We start from the raw sequence: 19,923 nt of genomic DNA on the forward strand, positions 1-19,923 counted from the left end.
GGCGCACGGGTGCCTGAGCGGTCAGCATGAGCTGTGTCCAGTTGTTGTTCATCAGGCACCTCCTTCGGTTCTCGCGCGAGCGATCCTCTCGCTCACGATGCGGTCAATCGTCGCGTCACAGCCTACAGCGCACCGCGCCGGAGGGCCAACGATTTTCTGACCTGGGATTTCACTGCTTCTCAGAGCCGAGGACACGGTTCACGATCGCCAGCACAGCCTCGCCGTACTGCTCCCGCTTCACCGGCCCCATGCCGGGGATCGCCAGCAGCTGCGCCTCGTCCCGCGGGGCGCGGTCCGCGATCGCCAGCAGCGTGTCATTGGTGAACACGGCGAACGCGGGTCGCTTCAGCTCCCGCGACACGTCCAGACGCCACTCGCGCAGAGCGTTGAACAGCTCAGCGGACTGCTCACCGCCGCAGTCGCGGTGCCGCCCGATCTTCTGCTCCGCCGCTGTTTCCAGCGCCCCCGAGCACTGCGAGCAGTGCAGGAAGATCGTGGCGCCGCGCCGGCCGGTGGAGCGGGACACAGCCGAGCGGTCCGTGCGGTCGCGGGACCGATCGAACGCGCCTTGGATGAACGGGGATGCCTTGCGGGAGGCGCGCGCCCCTTCGCTGCGAGCCGCGGACCAGGTGACGGTGAGGATGTCCCGGGCGCGGGTCAGCGCCACATAGAACAGGCGCCGCTCCTCCTCGATCGCCTCATCGGTCTTCGCCATCGAGATCGGGATCAGGCCGCGCGAGGCTCCCACGACGTACACCACCGGCCACTCCAGGCCCTTCGCGGTGTGGATGGAGGCAAGGGTGACGCCCTCCACCGTCGGCGCCGACTGCGCCTCCGCCCGCTCCTGGAGCTCCGCCACCACGTCCTGAATGGTGGAGCCCTCGCGCTCGCCGATGTTCTTCGCGACGTTCACGATGGCGTTCAGCGCATCCCAGCGCTCACGGATCGCACCGGTGCCCTCCGGCGGGGTGGTGGTCCATCCCTGCCCGGACAGCACATCCATCGCCACCTGCGCCGGGTCGTGACCGGGCGGGGCCGCCGCCACGGCGGCGCGCAGCGTCACCATCGCCGAGCGCACGTCCTGGCGTTCGAAGAACTTCTCCCCGCCCTTCACGAGGTAGGGAATGTTCTTCACGCCGAGCGCCTGCTCGAAGTTCTCCGACTGCGCGTTCGTGCGGAACAGGATCGCGATGTCGCTGGCGGGCGTGCCGGCGTTGATGAGCTGCCCGATGGAGTCGGCGACCCCGTCGGCCTCCTTCACATCGTCGTCGTAGCCGATGACGAGGGGCTGCGGGCCGGAGTCGCGCTGGGCACGCAGGGTGAGGCGGGTGTCATCGCGGCGCGAAGCAGCGGCATCGAGCACCCCGTTGGCGGCCTTCACGATCTCGGGGGTGGAGCGGTAGTTGCGCTCCAGCTTCACCACGGACGCCCGGGGGAACTCCTTGGTGAACTCCGTCAGATAGGTCGACTGCGCGCCGGCGAAGGTGTAGATCGTCTGGGCGGCGTCGCCCACCACGCACACGTCCTGGGAGTGGCCGAGCCAGGCGCGCAGCAGTCGGTGCTGCAGCGCGGAGACGTCCTGGAACTCGTCCACCACGAAGTGGCGGTACTGGCCGCGCACCTCCCGCGCCATCTGCGGGTAGTCGTCCAGCAGGGACGCGGTCAGCAGCAGCACGTCATCGAAGTCGATGACGTTGTTGTCGCTCTTGACGTCCTCGTACCGGGCCATGATGCGGGCGATGGAGCGGGCATCGAACCCGGAGACCCCTTCGCGGCCGAGGCGTGCCGCCGCCACCGGGTACTGCTCCGGCAGGATCAGCGACACCTTCGCCCACTCCAGCTCACTGGTGATGTCCCGCAGCGCCGCGCGGTCCACCTTCATGTTCAGCTGGTGGCAGGCGCTGGCGACCATGCCGATCTTGTTCGGCACCAGTTCCGGCATGGGGCCGCCGATCGTGCGGGGCCAGAAGTACCGCAGCTGGCGCAGCGCCGCCGAGTGAAAGGTGCGGGCCTGCACCGCCGGGGTGCCGAGGTCCCGCAGCCGCGACCGCATCTCCGCCGCCGCCTTCGAGGTGAACGTCACCGCGAGCACATGGCGGGGGTTGTACTTGCCGGTGGCGACCGCGTATGCGATGCGGTGGGTGATGGCGCGGGTCTTGCCGGTGCCGGCACCGGCGAGGACGCAGAGCGGCCCGCCGATCGATTCGGCGACCTGCCGCTGCTCCGGGTCCAGCTGCTCGAGGATCTGCTCGGGCCTCACTCGCCGGCCTCCCAGAGGTCGATCAGAGCGCGGCCCAGGGAGCCGTGCTCGGGGATGCGGAGGGTCCCGTCGGCGAGGGCGGCGCGCATCTCCTCGCGGGTGAGGAAGCGCGCCTGCTCGATCTCCCCGTCCAGCAGGGCGATGTCCCCCTCGCCGAGGCCGGTGACGACCCGGGCGGTGAAGGCGATCATCAGCGACCGGGGGTACGGCCACGGCTGACTGAACCGGTACCGGACATCCGTCACCTCCAGTCCCACCTCTTCGTGCACTTCGCGGCGCACCGTGGTCTCGAGGTCCTCCCCCGGGTCCACGAACCCGGCGAGCACGCTGGAGGTACCGGTCGTGGAGCGGTGGTTGCGAGCGATCAGAAGGCGGTCATGCTCATCGGTGACGGCGACGATCATCGCCGGGTCGGTGCGGGGGAACGTCAGGTGGTCCGCGTCGCAGCGCCTCATCCAGCCGTTCTTCGCCGGTCGCATCGTGCCGCCGCAGTCGGAGCAGAAGCGGACCGTGCGGTCCCATGTGCTCATCGCCACAGCCGTCAGCGCCAGGTTCGCCTCCCGCCGATCCAGGTGGGGCCCCACCTGCCGCAGCGGGGCGAAGCGGGCGCCCGGCGGCAGGCCGACGGACTCCGGGGCGTCGGTGAGGTCGGCGGTGAGGGTGTCGAGCCCGTGATCGGTGCCCAGCAGGATGCCGCCGCGGACCCCGTCGGCCCCCAGATCGGCGGGGGTCAGCGGGTCGAGGGAGAGGCGGATCGAGCCGGGCTGCTCACCGGTGACGGCGACGCCGCTGCCGCGGACCCGGACTCGGTTGGCGGCGTCGGCGGCGGTGCCGACGGGTGCCAGCCGTGCATCCTCACCCGCCCGATAGGAGGATGTGAGGAAGCGTGTGGGAAAGTTCGCGGGATTCGGCATGCGTCCCACCCTAGCTGTCAGCTCTGAGCCCCTAGGGTGGTGCTGTGGAAAGAAATCCTTACGCTCTCGCTGCCCTCGCCTCCGCGGGCATCCCCGGGGTGATCCCGGTGCGCTGCCGCCGAACCGACAGCGCCCCGGACATCGACACCGCCGTGGTGCTCGACGACCAGGACCGCTTCTGGGTGGTCGCCGCCGGCACCGACCCCGCATCCGGTGCGCGGCTCGAGCAGGAGACCGTGGTGCTGGAGGCCCTGAGCGGCACCGAACTGGCCCCTCTGGTGCAGTCCCCGCAGGGGTTCGCGCGCCTGCCCGAAGGCGGCCGCGCCATGATCGCGCTCGCCCTCGACGGCGAGGCGCTCGACGTCGACCACCTCGCGAGCAACGAGCGGCTCATTGCCTCCCTCGGCACCGCCGTCGCCACCCTCCACAACACGCCCACGTACGCGATCGAAGCATCCGGCGCGGAGCAGTTCACCGTCACCGCGATCCGGGACCACCACCGGGCCGGGATCCGTCGGGCCCGTGAGCACCGCGAACTGCCGACCGCCGTGGTGCAGCGCTGGACCCGCCTGTTGGACGACGACTCCCTGTGGGACTTCACCCCGCGGTTCATCCACGGCTCCATGACGGAGGACAAGGTCCTCGCCGACTCCACCTCCGTCTCCGGCTTCCTCGACTTCTCGCAGGCGAGGGTCGCCGACCCCGCCTCGGACCTCGCGTGGATCCTGTCGGCACTGGATCCGCGAGCGTTCGACGAGTTCTTCACCGCCTACACCGCGAACCTCGACCGCCGCCCCGATGCGCGCCTGGTGGAGCGCACGCAGCTCGCCGGCGAGTTCGCCGTGCTCGACTGGATGCTGACCGGGCTGGACAGCGGCGACGACCAGATCGTCGACGACGGCCTCGCCATGCTGCAGGACATCGAAGAGGACCTCGCGCAGATGGCGCGGGAGGACGCTGAGCGCACCTACTCCGAGCTCGACGGCTCCCACGCCGCCGACTGACCGGCGATCATCGCCTCCAGGTCCCCCGGCCCAAGATGGTCGGTGACCTCCACCGTCTCCTCCGCCGCCACATAGTGGAACGCGGTGCGGATCCGCTCCAGCGGCAGGCCCGTCGCCTGATGCCAGGCGAGGCGGTAGATCGACAGCTGCACGGACTTCGCCCGCAGTTCGCGCCGCGAGGGGACGCGCCCCGTCTTCCAGTCCACGATCAGCACCCCCTCCCCGTCCGGGTTCGGGAACACGGCGTCGATGACGCCCGCGGCGAACGCGCTGCCCAGCACCGCTGAGACCGGCTGCTCCACCGCGATCGGGGTCATCGCCGCGAAGCGGGAGCGGTCGAACTTCTCCCGCAGCTCCGCGAGCGCGGCCGCGTCCGTGGCGGAGAGCGAGTCGTCATCGGCGTCGGTGAGGTCGTCGAGATCCACGAGGGCGGCGGCGCCGGCGGCGCGCTCCGCCCACGCATGGAACTGGGTGCCGAGCGACGCCTGCGGGGACGGGCGGCGCGGCAGCGGCCGCAGCAGGTCGAGGGTGCGCTGGTCGTCGCCGTCGGCGGAGGCGAGAGCGACGATGTCGGAGGCGCTGAGGCGCAGCGGCAGGTGGACGTCGCCGTACCGGGCGCGGTCCTCGTGGTCGGCGATGACGTGGTCCACGGCGAGGGACAGCTGATCCGTCGGCGCCTCGGCGGGCGGCTGGTCGTTCGTTTCGCGCAGCTGTTGGAGGCGAGTGAGCGCTGCCGTGACGGAGGCCTCGCGGGGGCTCGGCGGCTGCGGCCACGCCACCAGCGCCGGTGCGGACGCGAGGGGGTTCTCCTCCGGCAGGTCGGGGTCGGGCGCGGCATCGACCCCGTCCACGGTGAGCGTCTCGGTGAGGAACCGGGAGGCGGGCGCGGGAGCCTTGACGTCGGGCTTGTAGGCGGCGGAGGTGAGCAGCAGGGCGTGCTTGGCGCGGGTGAGCGCCACGTACATGAGGCGGCGCTCTTCGCGGAGGGACTCGGCGCCGGAGGCGAGGCGGAACTCCTCGATCGCGCCCTCCAGGTCCACCTGGGTGGCGGCCTCGCCCCAGGCGAGCTCCTCGAGCAGGTCGGCGTCGCCGCGCAGATCGTTGGGGATGCCGGCGTCCTTCAGTGCGCCGAGCCAGCCGGAGTCGCGCGGGGCGATCAGTCCGGTGGCGGGGTCCACGGCCTTCGCGCCGCGGGTGGTGAACGAGGGGAAGCCGCCGTCGGTGAGGCCGGCGATCGCGACCATGTCCCATTCCAGGCCCTTGGAGGCGTGCATGGTGGAGATGGTGACGGCGTCCTCGGGGATGACGGCGGCGTCGACGGGGGCGGCGAGTCCCGCCTCCTGGTCCTCGGAGACGTCGAGGAAGGCGAGGAAGCCGGCGAGGGTGGGGGCGGAGGCGGAGGTGGCGGCGGAGGCGTCGTACCCGGCGGCGTAGGCGCGGAACTGGCCGAGGTTCGCGAGGGCGGTGATGGGGTCTCGGTCCGGGTCGGCGAGGAGGGCGAGGTCGGTGCCGAGTTCGCGGATGGCGAGGGACACCTGGTCGGCGAGCGGGAGGCTGGAGTGGCGGCGCATGCGGCGCAGAACGTCCCGCAGGTCGCGCACGCGGCGCTGTGCGGTGCGGGAGAGCCGGCGGCCGGTCCGATCCTCCCAGTCGTACGGCGGGGGTGAGTCGATCGCGTCGATGAGGGTGAACGCGGTCGCGTCGTCGCCGGGCGCGGCGCGGCGGCTGGTGCGGCCGAGGCTGCGGCGCCATTCGATGAGGACCTGCAGGTCACGCGGGGCGAGCGCGAAGCGGGGCCCTTCGAGCAGGCGCAGGGCGGCGTCGGGCCGCTGAGCGGAGTCCGCGCACTCCAACAGGGCGCGCACATCCGCCACCTCGGGTTCGTGCAGCAGCCCTCCCCCGCCGACGACGTGGAACGGGATGCCGCGCCGCTGGAGGGCACGGCCGATCGCGGGGATGGCGCCGCGGCTGCGGACGAGGACGGCGGCGCTGGGCGGCACGGGGGCCGACGGGTCCTCGGCGGCCTCGGTCCGGGCCGCTCCGATCCAGTCGGCGATGCCGTCGGCCTCCTCCTCCACCGTGACGAACCGCTGGGTGCGCACGGTGCCGCAACCCGCGATGGGGCTGGCGGCCAGGCGCGGCACCTGCACCGGGTCGCTGGCGCTGGTCAGGGGCGCGCTGACGGCGTTCGCGGCGTCGAGGATGAGGTGGTCGTTGCGCCAGGAGGTGGAGAGGCTGCGCTGGAGGACGGGGGCGTCCTCGCCGGCGAAGTCCTGGACGAAGGTGGTGAGGGAGGCGGCGGAGGCGCCGCGCCAGCCGTAGATCGCCTGGTTCGGGTCCCCCACCGCGGTGGTGGGGTGGCCGTCGCCGAACAGGGCGGCGAGCAGCCGCAGCTGCGCCACGGAGGTGTCCTGGAATTCGTCCAGCAGCACGGCGCGGTGCATGCGCCGCATCAGCTGCGGCACTTCGGGTGCGGTGTCGGCGATGCGGGCGGCGAGGGAGACCTGGTCGGAGAAGTCGATGGCGCCGCGTTCGCGTTTGATCTCCTCGAAGCGCCGCAGCAGCGGGATCAGTGCGAGGCGCTGGTCGATGCTGGACCACAGGTCGCGGACGGCGGCGGGGCTCGTGCGCCGCCGGCCTTCGTCCTGCAGCGGCAGGTTCTGCGTGGTGCGGATGATGTCGGTGAGGTAGCCGTCGAGGTCATCGGGGCCGGCGAGGTGGTCGGCGAGCGAACCGGACAGGGCCACCACGGCGGAGGCGATGGTCGCTGAGCTCTGCTCGAACGGGAGGCGGGCGGGCCAGGAGTCCACGATCTCGTACGCGATCTGCCACGCGGCCGCGGGCGTCAGCACGGTGAAGTCGGGGTCGATGCCGATGCGCAGGGCATGCTCGGTGACGAGGTCGAGGGAGAACCCGTTGTAGGTCTGCACCGTCGGCCGCTGCCCGATGAGGGAGTCGCGGGAGCGCTCGAGCGCGGGCGGCAGCTGCTCCCCCGCTGCCTGCAGGGCGCTGGTGAGGGCGGCGAGGCGCGCGCTGATGCGCTCCTCGAGTTCGAGGGCGGCTTTGCGGGTGAAGGTGAGGCCGAGGATGTGCCGCGGCTCCATCAGGCCGTTGGCAATAAGGAACAGGACGCGGCCGGACATCGTTTCGGTCTTGCCGCTGCCGGCGCCGGCGACCACCAGCAGGGGCTGCAGGGGCGCCTGGATCACGTCGGCCTGTTCGGCGGTGGGCGGGTGCTGTCCGAGCAGCTGGTTGAGGCGTTCGGCGGTGAAGCGGATGTCGGTGGTCATCGCAGCTGCTGCCCGTCGTCCTGGAGGGGGCAGGAGGAGCGCACGGCGCACAGTCGGCAGTGGTCGTTGCGGTGCAGCATCTGGGGCAGGGTCCGCACCGCTGCGTCGATGTCGGCAACGAGGGTGCGGAACCAGTCGGGGTCGCCGTGGTCGCGCAGCGGCGCCTGGTGGCGGATGGCGGCGGACTTCGTGGCGGTGCCGATGTGCACGAGGCTGGCGCCGGCGACGGGCGCAGAGCCGGGCTGGTCGGCGAGGGCGGTCTGGTAGGCGGCGAGCTGCAGGTCCTGCATGGCGGCGTCCGCGGACTTCGCGGCGGTGCCGGTCTTGTAGTCCACCACGCGCAGCTGCCCGTCCTCCCGTTCGATCCGGTCGATCGTGCCGACGAGGTCCACCCGACCGAGGGTGATGTCGAACCGCTGCTCCACGGCGGCCACGTCGGGGTGGGCGAGCTGGTACTGGCCGAGCTTGTCGGCCATCGTGACGGCCCGCTCGTAGTCGGCGTGCTCGCGCCACGGGGCGTCGGACGCTGGGCTCGGCAGGTGGTCGGGGAGGCGGCGGACGAGCTCGTCGGGCCCGGCGGTGGGGTGGGCTTCGGCGAGGGCGTGCAGGGCGGTTCCGATGAGCTGGGCGGGGCCGGCGGTGCCGGGGTCGGCGGCGGCTTCGAGGAGGTGGGCGCGGATGCAGGCGGCGGCGGTCTCCAGGGCCGACGGGGACAGGCGCAGCCGGTCGTCGTCGTCGATGACGGGCCGACGGGTGCTGGGGGCCTGGTGGTACCAGGTGTGCGGGTCGGCGCCGGGGATTCCAGCGGTGATGAGGCGTTCCAGCTGGCGCAGCCGCAGGTCGCGCTCATCATCATCGTCGGCGGTGGCGATGCGGCGCTGCAGGGAGGCGATGAGGCGGCGCGGGTCCGGGTACGGGCCGGGGTCCTCTCCGGTGAGGATCGGTTGGGTCCAGGCAGCGCCGCCGTGCTGGGCTGTGACCTCCTGGGCGAGGCGCAGCAGCACCGACGGGGCGGAGGAGTCCGAGTCGACCGCGGTGAGCAGGAGCCTGCGACGGGCGCGGCTGGCGGCGGAGACCATCATCCGCAGTTCGTCCATCAGCACGCTCTCCCGCTGGATGGAGCGGATCAGGTCGAGGTCGGCGTGCTCGAGGTCGGGCCGGTCGGCGATGAGAGCGAGGTCGGCGGCGCCGAGGATGGAGGAGCGGATGCGGACGTTCGGCCAGGCACCCTCCTGCAGCCCGGCGATGATGACGGTGTCGGCGCTGTGGTCGGCGGCGCCGGCGGGGGTGGTGATGTGCAGGCGGCCCGGGAGGGCGCTGCGGGCGGACAGGGAGTCCTCGGGGACCTCCTGGTCGTCGATGTGTGCGAGGAACACGGCGATGTCGGCATCGGCCTGCCGCTCCTGATAGCGGTCCCCCGCGGTGAACAGGGCGGTCATCGCGTCGAGTCGGCGGTTCATCACCGCGGCGCGCATCCGCGCTCCTTCGTCGCCGTCCTCGAGGGCTGCGCGCTGCCAGACACCGGCGCGGCCGGACGCCTGCCAGGCGGCCCAGAGCACGTCGAGGATGCGCCGGGAGTCGAGGTCGCGGACGGCGTCGATCATGGTGCGCACCCGCAGCAGCGGCGCGAGGGCGCCCCGCGCCCAGGCTCGGCGCCGCTTCGGCTGGGCGGCGAGCACCTCGTCCCGCACAGCGAGGCCGGGTTCGGTGAGGGAGCGGACCAGCAGCTGGTCGGAGTGCGCGTCCTCGGTGTCGGCGGCAGCGAGCAGGAGGCGCCGGAGGGTGGTGAGCTGGAGGTCGTCGGCGTCGCCGAACGCGCCGCGCAGCAGGGCGGCCGCGGCGTCGGGGGTGAGGGCCGACGGGTTCAGGGCCGTCCGGATGACCGCGCTGAGGGACTGCACGGCGTGCTCGTCCCTCAGGGCGGTGGCGCGTCGGTCGGTGCGGACCGGGACGCCGTGACGGATGAGGGACGCGGCGAGGTCGTCGGCGGCGCCGCCGGATCGGCAGATCAGGAGCATGTCGTCGAGGCTGACGCCGTCCTCGCCGCGCAGAGCGCGGATGACGGTGGCGATGCGGCGGGCCTCGTCATCGGCGTCGGGGGCGGTGACGGCGGCGACGGCGCACGGCGGCAGCGGCTCGGTGGGCTCATCGGGTTCCGGGGCGGGGAGGGCGGCGCGGGGCCGACGGGTGGCGGCCGGTGCCCCGTGCAGCGGCAGGCGGGAGCGGATCCGGTCGGTGAACACCGTGATAGCCCCGTCCTGGTCGAACGCCTCGGTGAGGGTCACCGAGTGCAGGGGGCGCGGGGCTGATTCCAGCAGGAGGCCGGCCGCTTCCGGCATGCCGCCGCGGAACGTCTCGGTGGCCTGGTCGGCGCTGGTGGTGATGAGGGCGCGGGCACCGGCGCGCAGGTGCGCCTGGATGAGCCGCACACCGGCGCGGGTGAAGTCGTGCAGGTCATCGACGAGCAGCACATCCGGCGACGGTGCGCGGCCCGCCTCGATCTCCTGGACCGCGGCGTCCACTAGGCCGGCACCGTCCAGGCGGGGGCCCGCGTCGACAGCGGTGGCGGCCTGCAGGGCGAGGACGTCCCGGTACGCCTCGAACACACCGGCGGTGGTCGACCACACGGGCCGGTGCGCTCGTCGGCCCAGCTCGGCCAGATCCTCGGGGCCCAGGCCACGTTCGGCGGCGCGGGCGATGACATCGCGCACCTCCGTGCGGAAGCCCGGCAGTTCGTGGACCGCGCCCTGCAGGGAGGTGGGCCAGTCGAGCGCTGGATCGCGGAGGATCTCCTCCAGCAGGGCGTCCTGGTCAGCGCCGGTGACGAGGGTCGGGTCACCACGGCCAGTGCGGGCGCTGCGGTCGGCGACCACGGCGAACGCCGCCGCCGTCGGCGTTGCGCAGGCCGGCAGCGGCGGCACCGGCGGGGTGGGACCCGCCGCCACTTGAACCGCCATCAGGGCGGTGCGGATCGCGGCGGAGCGGGCACGAGTGGGAGCGAGCACGAGGATGTCGTCGGCCCCCATGGCGCGGGCCGCAGCGGTGACGATGAGGGAGGTGGCGCCGGACCGGGGTGCGGCGACGACGAGGGCGTCACCGTCGTCCTCGAGGACGGCGAGTGCCTCGCGCTGTCCGTCGCTGAGCGCGTCCGCATCGAGCAGTTCGGCGGGGCGATCGGCCCGCGGCGGAAGCATCCGCACCCTCTCCTCCGATCACTCGGCTCGGGCCCGTCGGTAACTTATCGCCGGGCCATTCGGTAACATGCACCACAGATCTGGCGCACAGGCGTCTTCACGGCCAAAAACACCCTACGATGAGGGCAGCAGCCGGAGTCACCGGCCGCTGCCGCCCCGCCCGCCCGACAGCGGCTCCTGATTCTACGCATCCGGACGGTCCTGGCAGCACAGTGAGAGGGGAGTCCCTTGACCAAACGCATGCCGCGCGCTCAGCGCCGCGCCCAGCTGATCGACATCGCCACGCAGAAGTTCGGCGAGAAGGGCTTCCATCCCACGTCGATGGAGAACATCGCCAGCGCCGCGGGCATCACCAAGCCGGTGCTGTATCAGCACTTCGCCTCCAAGGAGGACATGTACGTCGCGGTGATCGCCAGCATCGGCGAGTACCTGCGCGAGCAGATCGCCTCCTACTCCGATTTCGGCGGCACCACCGAGGATCGGGTCCGCGCCGGCGTCACCATGTACTTCAACCTCATGGCCACGCATCGGCAGACGATGCAGATGTTCTTCGGCAAGGAGTACATCTCCGACGACGTCCACACCGAGATCCGCCGCATCCAGGACGAGGGCGCGCTCGCGATCGCGGAGGTTTTCACCGCCACCCGCAACGTGGAGCGCCGCACAGCCCTCACCCTCGGCCGCATCTTCGCCGGCTCCATCCAGTCCTCCGCGCACCAGCTGGCGGACTCCGGCCCCGATGAGCTGCACCCGGATGCTCTGCAGGCCGCGATCGACGAGACCGTGCAGCTGCTCACCTACGGTGTGATGTCGTTCCAGGGCGCACCCGAGTTCGATGACGAGTGAGCTGTAGACTGGCCACTGGTACGAAAATCGTGCGCACACCTGCGCACGGCCAGCGCCCCTCCCGCCGCCGCCCGGGCTCATCGTCCGCGGCGCCGCGGTTGAGCGGGCGCACGATTGTGAATTGAAGGAAGATCCATGGAACTTCGCATCGGTGTGCAGCACAGCCCTCGTGAGATCACAGTGGAGAGCGAGAAGTCCGCTGAGGACCTGACGGCGCTGATCGAGACCGCCGTCGCCGAATCCTCGCTGCTGCGCCTCGAGGACCCGAAGGGCCGCGTCGTGCTGGTTCCCGGGGCGAAGATCGCCTACGTCGACCTGTCGACGGAGGAGCCTCGACGCGTGGGCTTCCTCTCCTGATGAAGAGAGCTTGAACCTGTGACAGCAACCGAGACCTTTGCGGACTTCGGTGTCCGCAACGACATCGTGACCGCCCTGGAAGCCAAGGGCATCACCACCCCCTTCCCCATCCAGGCCATGACCCTGCCGGTCGCCCTCCGCGGCCGCGACATCATCGGCCAGGCCAAGACCGGCACCGGCAAGACCCTCGGCTTCGGCATTCCCGCGCTCGAAGCCGTCGTCGGCCCCGGTGAGGACGGCCCCACCACCGACGGCGCCCCACAGGCGCTGATCGTTGTCCCCACCCGCGAGCTCGCCGTGCAGGTCTCCTCCGACCTCTCGATCGCATCCGCGAACCGCTCCGTGCGCGTCCTCACCGTCTACGGCGGCCGCGCCTACGAACCGCAGGTCGAGGCCCTGAACAAGGGCGTCGAGGTCGTGGTGGGCACCCCCGGCCGCCTCATCGACCTCATGCGCCAGAAGCATCTGGACCTGTCCAAGGTGAAGGTCGCGGTGCTCGACGAGGCCGATGAGATGCTCGACCTCGGCTTCCTCGAGGACGTGGAGAAGATCCTGCGCGCCGTGCCGGAGAAGCGGCAGACCATGCTGTTCTCCGCCACCATGCCGGCCGCGATCATGTCGCTGGCGCGCCGCTTCATGTCCCAGCCCACCCACATCCGCGCCGCGGACCCCGGTGACACCGCCCGCACGAAGGCGGACATCAAGCAGGTCATCTACCAGGCGCACAAGCTGGACAAGAACGAGGTCCTCGCCCGCATCCTGCAGGCGGAGGGCCGCGGCCTGACCATCGTGTTCACCCGCACGAAGCGGGACGCGGACCGCACGGCCGGCGATCTGCAGGACCGCGGCTTCGCCGCCGCTCCCCTGCACGGCGACCTCGGCCAGGGCGCCCGTGAGCAGGCACTGCGGGCATTCCGCAACGGCAAGATCGACGTGCTCGTCGCCACCGATGTCGCCGCCCGCGGCATCGACGTGGAGGACGTCACCCACGTCATCAACTACACCTGCCCCGAGGACGACAAGACCTACCTGCACCGCACCGGCCGCACCGGCCGTGCGGGCAAGCGCGGCACCGCCGTCACGTTCGTGGACTGGGAGGACCTGGCGCGCTGGGGCCTGATCGCCAAGCAGCTCGGCCTGCCGCTGGAGGTCCCGGAGACCTACTCCACCTCCCCGCACCTGTTCACCGACCTCGACATCCCCGAGGGCGCGAAGGGCAAGCTGCCGAAGGAGAAGCGCACCCGCGAGGGCCTGGACGCGGAGGTCCTGGAGGACCTCGGCGGTCCCGACTCCCGCAGCCGTGCCGGGGGTCGCGGAGGCCGCGGTGGACGCACCGGCTCCCGTGGCGGCCGCGATGCCGGTCGTGGTGGCCGGCGCGGTCGCACCCGTGGTGGCCGGGGCGGCGATTGTGCTGAGCGCACCGAGCAGGCGGGCACCGGCGAGGAGGCGCCTGCGCGTCGTCGCCGCCGTCGGCGCCGCACCCGCACCCGCCGCGTCAACGGCGAAGTGGTGGCGCAGAAGCGCACAGGCGGCGAGTCCGCCGACAGCTGACTCCCCGTGACCGAGCACAGCATTCGGCCGCACCGCGTTCTCGCCCTGGAGGGCGCGCGGTGCGGCCGTTGTTTCGATGGTGATCGCGCACACCGCCCCGAGCGACGGGCCGGCGCGCATCCTCATCACCAGTGAGTTCCTCACCGCTCCCCTGTTCGCGCTGCTCGTCGGCGCCGGGACGGGCCGCACTGAGCCTGTACGCGCTGCAGTGCGTATTGCTGACGCTATGGGCGCACCCGTCGGCCCCCGCGAAGCGGTCTCCGCCGGTGCGGCGAGTGCGGGACGCGCAGCGTTCCCGGTCAGGCCTCGGGGATGAGACCCCAGGTGGTGAGGAACGCCTGAGCGCCGTCGGCGATCATCTGGACCGAGATCGCGGCGAGCAGAACGCCCGCCACGCGCGTCACGAGGGTGACGCCGCCCTTGCCGAGGATGCGGGAGATGACCCCGCTGAACCGCATGAACAGGAACATCATCGCGGCGATCGTCAGCAGCGCCACCACCAGGCCGATGGTGCGCGGCATCGACCCCTGCGCCTGCTGCGCGAACAGCATGACCGCCACGATCGCGCCGGGGCCGCCCAGCAGCGGAGTGCCCAGCGGCACCAGCGCCACGTTCACACCATCGGACGCCGCCATCTCGTCCTCTTTGCCCGTCAGCAGCTGCAGCGAGATGATCAGCAGCAGCAGACCACCGGACACCTGCAGCGCCGACAGTGAGATGTGCATGTAGCCGAGGATGAACTGGCCGAACACCGCGAAGATGACGATGATCAGCATGCCGACGCCGGTCGCGGTCCACGCCGCCTTCGACCGCTGCTTCGCGGTCATCGACCCCGTCAGCGCCATGAAGATCGGGATCGTGCCCGGCGGATCGACGATCACGAAGAGCGTCACGAAGACGCTGGTCAGGAAGGCGACGTCGATGAAGGTCACGGGTGCAGGACTCCGGTGGTGCTCGTGGCGCGTTCGCTGATCGCTGCCAGCGACGCGGCAGTGGTGAGGTTCTCGCCCAGCTGATTGGGCTTGCCGGAGCCATGATAATCGCTCCCGCCGGTTCCGATCAGTCCGCGGGAGGACACGATCTCGCGCAGCAGGGCCCGCTCGGCGTCGTCGTGCTCGCGATGGTCGACCTCGAAACCGTCGACCCCCGCGGCGATCAGGGACTCCAGCCGGTCGCCCACCTCCCGCTTCGGCCCCCGCACCCGCGCCCCCGACAGCACGTGCGCCGCGATCGCCACTCCCCCAGCGGCGTGGATGTCGGCGATGGCCTCCTGGGCCGGGTACTCCTCGTTGTCCACGCGGTACTCACTGCGGGTGAGGATGTCGGCGAACGCGGCGGATCGGTCGGGCACGACCCCGCCGGCGACGAGTGCATCCGCGATGTGGGGGCGGCCGAGCGTGCGGGGAGAAACGCCGTCGCGCGTGGAGGCGGCCAGCACCTCCTCCCAGGTCAGGGGGTAGTCCGCGGCGATCAGCTCCACCATCCGCTGCGCGCGCGTCACGCGGGAGGCGCGCAGGCTCGCCAGGCGCTGCGCGAGGGCGGTGCCCTCCGACGGGTCCACCAGCAGCGCCAGCAGGTGCAGAGACCGCTCCTGGTGGCGGCAGGTCACCTCGATGCCGCGCACCAGAGCGATGGCGTGCTCCGCGGCGGCGGAGGCCGCCTCGTCCCAGCCGTCGACGGTGTCGTGGTCGGTGATCGCCACCGCGTCCAGGCCGGCTGCCGCGGCGGCCGCGATGAGCTCGGCGGGGGTGTCCATGCCGTCGGAGACGCAGGAATGGGCGTGCAGATCGATCCGGTCCATACCCCGATTCTGCCTCACTCAGCACCCCATGGGATCATCGAGGCGTGAGTACCAACGAGAAGACCCGTTCTGACGACCTGTCCAAGCGCGGAGACACCCGTTCTCAGCGACCCGCCAACGAGGCGTTCCGCGCATTCATCGCCAAGGGCTGGGATGAGTCCGTCCCGCCCGCTGAGCGCCGCGAGGTCGCCGCGTTCACTCCGGCGCGCCGCGACGCCCTCGTGAAGGCACTGCCGAACACGCGGATCGTCATGCCTGCCGGCAACTTCAAGGTCCGCTCCAACGACACGGACTACCCGTTCCGACCCGACACCGGCTTCGCCTACTACTCCGGTCTCGGCACCGATGAGGAGCCGGACTCGGTGTTCGTCGTGGAGCCGTCGGCCGAGGACCCTGAGCGCGCTGAGGCGACCTACTTCTTCCGGCCCCGCTCCGGCCGCGACACCGACGAGTTCTACGCCGACTCCCGCTACGGCGAACTGTGGGTGGGCCGCCGCCCGACCCTCGAGGAGGTCGAGCAGCAGATCGGTGTGCCGTGCCGCCACATCGACGACCTCCGCGACGCCATCGCCAAGGACGTGGGCGGCTCGCTCAACCTGACCGTGGTGCCGAACGTGGACCAGTCCGTCCAGTCGATGGTCTCCGAGATCCGCTCCCAGAACGGCCTGCCCACCGGCGAGGAGGAAGCGGACCTGCACGCCCACACGCAGCAGACCCTGTCCGAGGCGCGCCTGGTGAAGGACCAGTTCGAGATCGACCAGATGCAGCTCGCCGTGGACCTCACCATCCGCGGCTTCGAGCAGGTCGTGCAGATCCTGCCCGAGGCGAAGAAGCACCACCGCGGTGAGCGCCTGGTGGAGACCACCTTCGCCCGCACCGCCCGCGCCGACGGCAACGGGGTCGGCTACGACACCATCGCCGCCGCCGGCAACCACGCCTGCACCCTCCACTGGATCCGCAACAACGGCCAGGTGAAGGACGGCGACCTCATCCTCGTGGACGCCGGTGTCGAAGTGGACTCCCTGTACACCGCCGACATCACCCGCACCCTGCCGATCTCCGGCACCTTCACCCCCGTGCAGCGCAAGGTCTACGAGACCGTGCTGGAGGCCGCGGACGCCGCCTTCGCCATCGCAAAGCCGGGTCTGAAGTTCCGCGACCTCCACAACGAGGCGATGAAGGTGATCGCAGCCGCGCTCGAGGAATGGGGCCTGCTGCCGGGCACCGCGGAGGAGTCCCTCAGCCCCGAGGGCCAGTTCCACCGCCGCTGGATGGTGCACGGCACCAGCCACCACCTCGGCATGGACGTTCACGACTGCGCGCAGGCGCGCCGCGAGATGTACCTGGATGCCGAGCTCGAAGAGGGCATGGTCTTCACGATCGAGCCGGGCCTGTACTTCATGGACAACGACCTGCTCGTGCCGGAGGAGATGCGCGGCATCGGTGTGCGCATCGAGGACGACATCCTCGTCACCGCCGACGGCGCCGTCAACATGTCCGCCGCCCTCGCCCGCACGCCCGACGAGGTGGAGGCCTGGATGGCGGACCTGCTGTGAGCAGCCCGGCGGCCTCCTCGCGGTTCTATGCGGCGCGCCTCGCCGGCACCGGGGTGTTCGACCCGATCGGTGACCAGGTGGGCCGCATCCGCGATGTCGTCCTGGTGCCGCAGGACCGGCGCCCCGCCCGCGCCGTCGGCTTCGTGGTGGAGATCCCGGGCCGCAGGCGGATCTTCCTCGGCGCCACCCGCGTGATGTCGATCAGCACCGGACAGGTCATCATGCGCGGCGAGCTGAACCCGCGCCGCTTCGAGATGCGCCGCAGCGAGGTGCTCGTCATCGGCGACCTGCTGGACCGCGTGGTCACCCTGACCGACGGGTCCGGCGAGGCGACTGTGCAGGACGTCGCCCTGGAGCAGAAGCGCCCCGGCGAATGGGAGGTGTCGCGCCTGTTCGTGCGGCGCCGCCGCCACGGCGGGGCCCTGTCCAAGCTCGTGGGCCGGGGCGAGACCATGACCGTCGACTGGGACGAGGCCACGGGCCTGCTGGGCTCCGCCGCTGAGCAGTCCGCGCAGCTGCTGCTCGCCTCCTACTCGGACCTGAAGATCCCCGACCTCGCGGACCTCGTCCACGAGATGGATCCGAAGCGTCGGCGGGAGGTCGCCGAGGAGCTCTCCGATGAGCGTCTGGCGAACATGCTGGAGGAGCTGCCGGAGGACACCCGCGTGGAGATCGTGTCCGGGCTGGACACGAAGCGCGTCGCGGACGTGCTGGACGTGATGGACCCCGACGACGCCGCCGACCTCCTGCAGGAGGTCCCCGAGCGGCTCGGCGAAGCCCTCCTGCAGCTGATGGAGCCGGAGGAGGCCGCTGATGTGCGGCGTCTGCTGGAGTACGACGAGTACACCGCCGGCGGCATGATGACCACCGAGCCGATCATGGTGTCGCCCGAGGCGCCGGTTGCGCAGTGCCTGGCGATGATCTCCCGCCAGGAGATCTCCCCCGCCCTCGCCGCCATGGTGTACGTGTGCCGGCAGCCGCTGGAGACCCCGACGGGCCGGTTCCTCGGCGCCGTCCACTTCCAGCACCTGCTGCGGGAGCGCCCGGAGCGGCCCGTCGGTGAGATCCTCGACTCCGACTACCCGGAGCTCTCCGCGGACTCCTCGCTCAGCGAAGTGACCCGCGAAATGGCCGCGTACAACCTCGTGTCCCTGCCGGTGGTGGATGAGCACAACCACCTGCTCGGCGCCGTCACCGTGGATGACGTCCTCGACCATGTCCTCCCGGAGGACTGGCGCGAACAGGACGATGTGGACGCCGCCGTCACCGGCCAGATGGACCTGCGGGAGATCGCAGCCGAAGTCAACCGATCCAACAGCGAAGGGCGGTGAGCCCGATGGCGAAGAAGCGTCAGATCCCGCAGGTGGACGACCCCGTGGTGCAGCGCCGCGCGTTCAGTCTGCACCGCGCCCCGAAGGGCGGGCAGAGCGACGGCGACGCGTTCGGCCGCGCCGCCGAGTGGATCGCCCGCATCATGGGCACCCCCGGGTTCCTCATCGGCATGACGATCTTCTGCGGTGTCTGGCTCGGCTGGAACACGCTGCTGCCCGAGACTCTGCAGTTCGATCCGCGCGCCCTCAACTTCACCCTGCTGACCCTGATGCTGTCGCTGCAGGCGTCCTACGCCGCTCCCCTGCTGCTGCTCGCGCAGAACCGGCAGGACGACCGCGACCGCGTGCAGGCCGAAGCGGACCGCCACAGTGCGGAGAGCGCGCACGCCACCACCGACTTCATCACCAGGGAGATCGCCTCGCTGCGCCTCGCGGTGAACGACGTCGCCACCCGCGACTACGTCCGCGGTGAGCTGCGCGACCTGCTGGAGGAGCTGACCGACGCCCAGCAGGGCGACCCGCGCGTGCCGGCCCCCGCAGCAGCGTCGGCGAACCGCACGCCGGCACCCGTCGGCCCCGACGCCGACGCGATCCGCCGCATCGTCCGCGAAGAGCTCCGCAGCGCTCTGAGCGACATGCCCCGACCCGACGCCCCGAAGGAGGACGCACCCCGTGACCGCTGAGCTCGTTCAGCAGATCAGCACAGCCCTGAACTCCGTCATCGACCCGGAGATCGGCCGGCCGATCACCGAACTGGACATGGTGGAGTCGGTGACGGTGGACGAGCGCGGCGCGGCGGAGATCCGGGTGCTGATGACCATCGAGGGCTGCCCGATGCGCTCGAACATCGAACGGATGGCCGCCGAAGCGGCCGCGACGGTGCCCGGCCTCACCGAGGTGCGGGTGGAGTCCGGCACGATGAGCGAGGAGCAGCGCAAGCGCCTCGTGGATTCGCTGCGCCAGGGCCGACGGGAGATCCCGTTCAATCGGCCCGATTCCCTCACCCGGGTGCTCGGCATCTCGTCCGGCAAGGGTGGGGTCGGCAAGTCCACCGTCACCGCGAACCTCGCCGCCGCTCTCGCCTCCCTCGGCCATCGGGTGGGGGTGCTGGATGCCGATATCCACGGCTTCTCCATCCCCGGCATGTTCGGCGTCACCGACCAGCCGACGAAGGTGAACGACCTGCTGATGCCCCCGGAGGCGCACGGTGTGAAGGTGATGAGCATCGGCGTGTTCGTGCCGCCGGGGCAGGCCGTGGTGTGGCGCGGCCCCAAGATGCACCGCGCGATCGAACAGTTCGCCTCCGACGTCTTCTGGGGCGACCTCGACTTCCTGCTGCTGGACCTGCCGCCCGGGACGGGCGATGTGGCGATTTCGGTGGCACAGCTGCTGCCGTCGGCGGAGCTGATGGTGGTGACCACCCCGAACTCGATGGCCTCGGATGTGGCGCTGCGGATCGGGTCGCTCGCCTCCTCTACGCAGCAGTCGGTGATCGGCGTGGTGGAGAACATGAGCTGGATGGACTTGCCGGACGGCACCCGCATGGAGGTGTTCGGTGCCGGCGGCGGTGAGCGCGTCGCCGATGAGCTGTCGTCCGCTCAGGGCCGACGGGTGCCGCTGCTCGGCCAGGTCCCCCTCGAACAGCCCGTGCGGGAGGGCTCCGATGCGGGCACCCCGATCGTGGTGTCCGATCCGACGTCGCCGGCGGCGCAGGAGTTCCTGCGGATCGCCTCCGCGGTGGCGAAGCCGCGGGGCCTTGCGGGCAGGAAGCTGAAGCTCACCGTCATGTGAGCCCGCGGCCTCGCCGCAGATCGGCGGG

The 19,923-nt window shown here is 71.4% G+C and carries 15 protein-coding genes; 9 read left to right on the plus strand and 6 right to left on the minus strand.

Features of this window, described 5'->3' with window-relative positions:
* Nucleotides 1-169: 169 nt before the first annotated feature.
* The gene (locus FHX50_RS05190) at nt 170-2,260 is read right to left on the minus strand and encodes an ATP-dependent DNA helicase UvrD2 (protein ID WP_239374085.1); all 2,091 of its coding nucleotides are present in this window, start codon (nt 2,258-2,260) and stop codon (nt 170-172) included.
* Entirely contained in the window at nt 2,257-3,174 is a 918-nt protein-coding gene (nudC, locus tag FHX50_RS05195; protein WP_183375056.1) for an NAD(+) diphosphatase, read from the minus strand. The genes FHX50_RS05190 and nudC overlap by 4 nt, the downstream gene beginning before the upstream one ends.
* Before the next feature lie 44 nt (nt 3,175-3,218).
* Between nudC and FHX50_RS05200 the strand changes: the two genes are divergently transcribed.
* Nucleotides 3,219-4,178 carry a phosphotransferase gene (locus tag FHX50_RS05200; protein WP_183375058.1) on the plus strand — a complete coding sequence of 320 codons (960 nt, stop codon included), beginning with the start codon at nt 3,219-3,221 and terminating at the stop codon, nt 4,176-4,178.
* On the opposite strand, the gene FHX50_RS05205 is transcribed toward FHX50_RS05200, so the two are convergent.
* Together FHX50_RS05205 and FHX50_RS12240 are read right to left on the minus strand one after the other, a co-directional pair.
* A complete protein-coding gene (locus FHX50_RS05205; protein WP_183375060.1) occupies nt 4,142-7,468 on the minus strand; it encodes an ATP-dependent helicase in 3,327 nt (1,108 codons plus the stop codon). The genes FHX50_RS05200 and FHX50_RS05205 overlap by 37 nt on opposite strands.
* Complete coding sequence (locus FHX50_RS12240; protein WP_183375062.1) at nt 7,465-10,662, minus strand: PD-(D/E)XK nuclease family protein; 3,198 nt, start codon at nt 10,660-10,662, stop codon at nt 7,465-7,467. The genes FHX50_RS05205 and FHX50_RS12240 overlap by 4 nt, the downstream gene beginning before the upstream one ends.
* Before the next feature lie 228 nt (nt 10,663-10,890).
* Between FHX50_RS12240 and FHX50_RS05215 the strand changes: the two genes are divergently transcribed.
* From FHX50_RS05215 to FHX50_RS05230, 4 genes are all read left to right on the plus strand, one after another.
* Entirely contained in the window at nt 10,891-11,508 is a 618-nt protein-coding gene (locus FHX50_RS05215) for a TetR/AcrR family transcriptional regulator (protein WP_183375064.1), read from the plus strand.
* Nucleotides 11,509-11,643: 135 nt separating this feature from the next.
* The gene (locus tag FHX50_RS05220; RefSeq protein ID WP_183375066.1) at nt 11,644-11,865 is read left to right on the plus strand and encodes a DUF3107 domain-containing protein; all 222 of its coding nucleotides are present in this window, start codon (nt 11,644-11,646) and stop codon (nt 11,863-11,865) included.
* A gap of 18 nt (nt 11,866-11,883) precedes the next feature.
* Nucleotides 11,884-13,416, plus strand: a complete 1,533-nt coding sequence (locus FHX50_RS05225; protein WP_343064045.1) for a DEAD/DEAH box helicase — start codon at nt 11,884-11,886, stop codon at nt 13,414-13,416.
* A 76-nt stretch (nt 13,417-13,492) separates the two neighbouring features.
* Nucleotides 13,493-13,732 carry a hypothetical protein gene (locus FHX50_RS05230; RefSeq protein WP_183375068.1) on the plus strand — a complete coding sequence of 80 codons (240 nt, stop codon included), beginning with the start codon at nt 13,493-13,495 and terminating at the stop codon, nt 13,730-13,732.
* Here FHX50_RS05230 and FHX50_RS05235 read toward each other — a convergent pair.
* Together FHX50_RS05235 and FHX50_RS05240 are read right to left on the minus strand one after the other, a co-directional pair.
* Nucleotides 13,716-14,339 (minus strand): MarC family protein, encoded by a 624-nt coding sequence (locus FHX50_RS05235; RefSeq protein ID WP_375544848.1) that lies wholly within the window; start codon nt 14,337-14,339, stop codon nt 13,716-13,718. The genes FHX50_RS05230 and FHX50_RS05235 overlap by 17 nt on opposite strands.
* A 5-nt stretch (nt 14,340-14,344) precedes the next feature.
* Nucleotides 14,345-15,217, minus strand: a complete 873-nt coding sequence (locus tag FHX50_RS05240; protein ID WP_183375072.1) for a PHP domain-containing protein — start codon at nt 15,215-15,217, stop codon at nt 14,345-14,347.
* Between the two features lie 44 nt (nt 15,218-15,261).
* On the opposite strand from FHX50_RS05240, the gene FHX50_RS05245 reads away from it, so the two are divergent.
* Genes FHX50_RS05245 through FHX50_RS05260 form a run of 4 tightly spaced genes read left to right on the plus strand, consistent with a single transcriptional unit; the run spans nt 15,262 to nt 19,895 of the window.
* On the plus strand, nt 15,262-16,773 hold the full coding sequence (locus FHX50_RS05245) for an aminopeptidase P family protein (RefSeq protein WP_183375074.1): 1,512 nt from the start codon (nt 15,262-15,264) through the stop codon (nt 16,771-16,773).
* The gene (locus FHX50_RS05250; protein ID WP_183375076.1) at nt 16,770-18,104 is read left to right on the plus strand and encodes a magnesium transporter MgtE N-terminal domain-containing protein; all 1,335 of its coding nucleotides are present in this window, start codon (nt 16,770-16,772) and stop codon (nt 18,102-18,104) included. The genes FHX50_RS05245 and FHX50_RS05250 overlap by 4 nt, the downstream gene beginning before the upstream one ends.
* Nucleotides 18,105-18,109: 5 nt before the next feature.
* Nucleotides 18,110-18,787 (plus strand): DUF1003 domain-containing protein, encoded by a 678-nt coding sequence (locus tag FHX50_RS05255; protein WP_183375078.1) that lies wholly within the window; start codon nt 18,110-18,112, stop codon nt 18,785-18,787.
* Nucleotides 18,777-19,895 carry an Mrp/NBP35 family ATP-binding protein gene (locus FHX50_RS05260; protein WP_183375079.1) on the plus strand — a complete coding sequence of 373 codons (1,119 nt, stop codon included), beginning with the start codon at nt 18,777-18,779 and terminating at the stop codon, nt 19,893-19,895. The genes FHX50_RS05255 and FHX50_RS05260 overlap by 11 nt, the downstream gene beginning before the upstream one ends.
* The last annotated feature ends 28 nt before the right edge of the window (nt 19,896-19,923 follow it).

It is taken from the genome of Helcobacillus massiliensis (assembly GCF_014191425.1).
Lineage (GTDB): Bacteria > Actinomycetota > Actinomycetes > Actinomycetales > Dermabacteraceae > Helcobacillus > Helcobacillus massiliensis.

Coding starts and splice junctions, on each gene's coding strand:
- nudC (WP_183375056.1), bottom strand. CDS start 3,174: ATGCCGAATCCCGCGAACTTTCCCACACGCTTCCTCACATCCTCCTAT.
- FHX50_RS05205 (WP_183375060.1), bottom strand. CDS start 7,468: ATGACCACCGACATCCGCTTCACCGCCGAACGCCTCAACCAGCTGCTC.
- FHX50_RS12240 (WP_183375062.1), bottom strand. CDS start 10,662: ATGCTTCCGCCGCGGGCCGATCGCCCCGCCGAACTGCTCGATGCGGAC.
- FHX50_RS05220 (WP_183375066.1), top strand. CDS start 11,644: ATGGAACTTCGCATCGGTGTGCAGCACAGCCCTCGTGAGATCACAGTG.
- FHX50_RS05230 (WP_183375068.1), top strand. CDS start 13,493: ATGGTGATCGCGCACACCGCCCCGAGCGACGGGCCGGCGCGCATCCTC.
- FHX50_RS05240 (WP_183375072.1), bottom strand. CDS start 15,217: ATGGACCGGATCGATCTGCACGCCCATTCCTGCGTCTCCGACGGCATG.
- FHX50_RS05255 (WP_183375078.1), top strand. CDS start 18,110: ATGGCGAAGAAGCGTCAGATCCCGCAGGTGGACGACCCCGTGGTGCAG.